This is a genomic window from Halomonas cupida, assembly GCF_900142755.1.
GTDB lineage: Bacteria > Pseudomonadota > Gammaproteobacteria > Pseudomonadales > Halomonadaceae > Halomonas > Halomonas cupida.
Genome location: NZ_FRCA01000026.1, coordinates 1 through 2,973, shown reverse-complemented (window position 1 = coordinate 2,973; position 2,973 = coordinate 1). Strand labels below are relative to the sequence as shown.

Here is a 2,973-nt window from a genome sequence, read left to right as displayed (position 1 = left end):
ACCGACAACCCCTTCCGCTTCCAGGGCCAGTACCACGACGAAGAAACCGGGCTGCATTACAACCGGTTCCGCTACTACGACCCGCAGATCGGTCGATTCACGACCCAGGATCCGATAGGCTTGGCAGGTGGCGAAAACCTGTATATGTACGCGCCCAACCCTACCGGGTGGGTGGATCCCTTGGGGTTGGAAAATAGACCTTCGGGAAGGTACAACCGTCAAATGCACTATGGCGGTTCTCAGACAAATAGCCCTGCTGCTCAGGTTGCAAGAGCTGCGGGGGAAGGACAACCTTGTCCCGCATGTGGTGAACTTCAAGTCGGTGGAACACCAACTGCGCCAAGCCCTCAACACGAACCAACACTTGTTGAGCACTATTATGAGCATGGTGGACATGAAATGACAGATGAGCAACGTCGAGACTATGCGCGTAACCAGGGGTTATCCGGAACCCAATGCTTAAGGTGCCAGAGAATAGAAGGTGCATCTGCATCGAGATATTCGAGGCAGCAGGCTAAAAGGCATGGATTTTAGTATCATGGAAAAAAATAGTATCTATAGTGGCTTGATGTCTCATGTGGACACCTTCTGGCCAAGTGAAAAAAAGGAGGTTTTTTCATGGGAAAAAGGAGGCATAAAATCTATACTTCCTGACTTCAGGGTCTTGAGAATATCTCCCGGGAAGCAAGGGGAACCATGGGTGTATCTAACGCTTGGAGCTTGGGAAGTTGATAACAACTTACCTTTCAGGCAGGAGTTTTTAATTATCTCCCCGTACGAGTCTCCTCGCCATATTGAAACATTGGCTATGCTCTCTAGCTACTATAGCGGTACCGCGAACCTGTCCACAGGATCGTGCGTTAACATAGGAAGAGAGTGGCTAGAAGGAGCAACGTGTACACATCTGTTGATATCTTTGCCGTATCCATACGGACCAGAGTTAGAGAACTACAACTCCTCTCAGATATCGGTAAAATACCGATGGCTTTTACCAATCCATTCCAGTGAAAAGGACTTTCTTGATAAATATGGGCTGGAAGAGCTTGAGAAGAGGTTTGACAAGAATGAGATGGATTACCTGGATCCCCTTCGTGCATCTGTTGTAATAGAGTAATTGATTGCTAAGATGCACTAGCGCGTAATTTTTTCACTGCACTACATTTCTTCTGCCTGTAGAGGCAGCAGAAATGCACCTGCATTACAACCGGTTCCGCTACTACGACCCGCAGATCGGTCGCTTCACCACCCAGGATCCGATAGGCTTGGCGGGTGGTGAAAACCTGTATATGTACGCGCCTAATCCCACCGGGTGGGTGGATCCCTTGGGGTTGAGTAGGTGTAGCGACAGCTTAGGTCCCACAGTGGGAGACTTGAGACGGTCTGGCCAAAAAGATGCGCATCATATTGTTCAGGATGCCGCTGTACGGGATCTTCCCGGATACAGAACCAATGATGCCCCGGGTGTTCAACTGGAAGGGCCTGCATCATCTATAGGATCTCCGCACTATACAGCTACCCAAGTGCAAAGGCAGGCTGGAGGAGGCACGTATGGTGCGGAAAGACGAATCGGGTACAAAGCACTTCGTAGAGCGGGGCTGGGTCAGGATGAAGCCCGCAGCTCGATTCTGCGTGCCGATGATTACTTTAATAGTATAGGAGTTGAGAACTCGACTCCTACGCGTGTCCCAGGAAATCGTCGATAGGTGATTTATGCAGAGTTCTGAGAAAAGAATTAAAGCTGAACTTCAGGATGTGGTTTCGCTTCTGGTGCAAAAAAAATACCACGAGCTGGAGAAAAGATCCAGTGGGATACGCCTGACGTCATATGAAATGGAACGAGCCATTGATGAATATGGGTGTGCTCTTGTCTACCCACCAGAAAGTGAGTTTCATTCTATAGACATGATTGAAGTTCAAAACTCCAACCCTAAAAAATGGTCTGTTCGTTTTGACCTGTGGTCAGAGCAAGAAGGCAGGTCTGATCTGAATTTGGAGTTGACAATGACAGAAGTTAATGAAGAAAAAATAGCCGTTGAAATTGATGACATACATGTCCTCTAATGTCAGGTGGTTGGACATGCTCCAGCATGAAAATCGGCCAAGGCTGAGCATAATTCCCCTTGGCTATATGCAACCTCCCTTCTACCTGTATCGCAATGAGCACCCAGAATTGACTTACTCGATGGGCCAGCCCCCATCTTTTCTAGAAACATGAAAGGGCAGTTGTGATGGGAAAGATGAAAGACAAGCAGAAAGAAGTTTGTGAAATAACGGGATCAGAAGTCATTTTCCCGTCTCCTGGCGATATTGCAGGGGTTGCTATCCATACAGCTAAAGAATCTCCTATCTATGGGGTCCGTGAAGACCCGGAAAATGGTAGTTCTGGCTGGTATATTTGGGCAGGCGAATGCAGTGATGCTGCTGATTTTTTCAAACCTTTACATATAGAGCATATAAAAGACTTTTTCCCTCACGTGGAAAAATACTTGGCGCTATCTCCAAATCATAAATTCATCGTTGATAGAAATGGATATGAAGACGTTTGGGTTGAAAACGAGTAAGCTTATTACAATTTCGTTACTTCCATAGCGCCGTAAGACTAACTGAACGCCGGTAGCGGAGCCTGAGCGAGGCGAGCCATTACGCTTAGGCTCCGCAGCGGTACGGTGCTGTACAGCGGCTACCGGCTGGCCGAGCCGCAGCTCTACTACTTCCAGACGGACCATCTCGGCACCCCGCTGGAAGTTACCGACACCAACGGCAACCTCGCCTGGGTCGGTCACTATCGCGCCTGGGGCAAGCTCGACAAGGCCAGAGACGGCAACGGCACCGTGAGACCACTACCCTGCCCGATGGCCAACAGGTTGCCTGGTTGCGTTACGGCTCCGGTCACGTGCATGCCATGGCGCTGGACCAGCAGGAACTGATCGGCTTCGAGCGTGACGATCTGCACCGAGAAGTCCGTCGCCATCA

Annotated in this window: 6 protein-coding genes and 1 pseudogene; 6 read left to right on the top strand and 1 reads right to left on the bottom strand. The window is 49.4% G+C overall.

Translation table 11 applies throughout. From position 1 onward, the window contains the following. The 6 genes and pseudogenes from BUE38_RS23190 to BUE38_RS23555 form a co-directional block, all read left to right on the top strand. Positions 1–534: RHS repeat-associated core domain-containing protein (locus tag BUE38_RS23190; protein WP_200802223.1), on the top strand; the 534-nt coding region annotated here is incomplete at its 5' end. Beyond that, on the top strand, positions 524–1,114 hold the full coding sequence (locus tag BUE38_RS22025) for a suppressor of fused domain protein (protein WP_084542101.1): 591 nt from the start codon (positions 524–526) through the stop codon (positions 1,112–1,114). The genes BUE38_RS23190 and BUE38_RS22025, both read left to right, overlap by 11 nt. A 73-nt stretch (positions 1,115–1,187) precedes the next feature. Then, the gene (locus BUE38_RS23185) at positions 1,188–1,703 is read left to right on the top strand and encodes an RHS repeat-associated core domain-containing protein (RefSeq protein ID WP_200802222.1); all 516 of its coding nucleotides are present in this window, start codon (positions 1,188–1,190) and stop codon (positions 1,701–1,703) included. A 7-nt stretch (positions 1,704–1,710) separates the two neighbouring features. Beyond that, positions 1,711–2,061 carry a DUF7668 domain-containing protein gene (locus BUE38_RS22015; protein WP_073437394.1) on the top strand — a complete coding sequence of 117 codons (351 nt, stop codon included), beginning with the start codon at positions 1,711–1,713 and terminating at the stop codon, positions 2,059–2,061. A gap of 176 nt (positions 2,062–2,237) precedes the next feature. Then, on the top strand, positions 2,238–2,561 hold the full coding sequence (locus BUE38_RS22010; RefSeq protein WP_073437396.1) for an immunity protein Imm33 domain-containing protein: 324 nt from the start codon (positions 2,238–2,240) through the stop codon (positions 2,559–2,561). A gap of 105 nt (positions 2,562–2,666) precedes the next feature. Next, positions 2,667–2,759: pseudogene (locus BUE38_RS23555) on the top strand (RHS domain-containing protein); the annotation flags it as partial. A gap of 23 nt (positions 2,760–2,782) precedes the next feature. Here the strand turns inward: BUE38_RS23555 and BUE38_RS23345 are convergent. Further along, on the bottom strand, positions 2,783–2,973 hold a 191-nt coding region (locus BUE38_RS23345), incomplete at its 5' end, for a BRCT domain-containing protein (protein ID WP_234987143.1).

Excerpts from the sequence above, each read along its gene's own strand:
- BUE38_RS22025 (WP_084542101.1), top strand. The coding sequence starts at position 524 with ATGGATTTTAGTATCATGGAAAAAAATAGTATCTATAGTGGCTTGATG.
- BUE38_RS23185 (WP_200802222.1), top strand. The coding sequence starts at position 1,188 with ATGCACCTGCATTACAACCGGTTCCGCTACTACGACCCGCAGATCGGT.
- BUE38_RS22015 (WP_073437394.1), top strand. The coding sequence starts at position 1,711 with ATGCAGAGTTCTGAGAAAAGAATTAAAGCTGAACTTCAGGATGTGGTT.
- BUE38_RS22010 (WP_073437396.1), top strand. The coding sequence starts at position 2,238 with ATGAAAGACAAGCAGAAAGAAGTTTGTGAAATAACGGGATCAGAAGTC.